We start from the raw sequence: 297 nt of genomic DNA, 5'->3' as shown, positions 1-297 counted from the left end.
ACCACAACTCGCGGAGCATCTTTATGGGAAGGGAAAAGCCCCAGGGGATGACCGGAGTTCATCACCAGGGTTTGTTCTTCGGTCATTTCGGCCAGGTATTTCATCACCAGCCTGTATTGGGCCCAATTCTGAAATACAGCTCCGTTGCCTCCGTAGGTGATCAATTCATGTGGATGCTGTGCCACCCTGGGATCCAGGTTGTTTTGGATCATAAGCATGATGCCTTTCGCCTGTTCACACTTCCCGGGATATTCAGAAATTGGCCGTGCGTACATTTCATAATCGGGCCGCAGGCGA

1 pseudogene is annotated in these 297 nt (G+C 51.5%); it reads right to left on the bottom strand.

The features are described 5' to 3' along the window. Window positions 1-297: pseudogene (locus tag HC176_RS18985) on the bottom strand (urocanate hydratase); the annotation flags it as partial.

This window comes from Tamlana crocina (assembly GCF_012037625.1).
The sequence above is the reverse complement of the archived record's forward strand: the minus strand, read 5'-3'. Positions and strand labels throughout refer to the sequence as shown.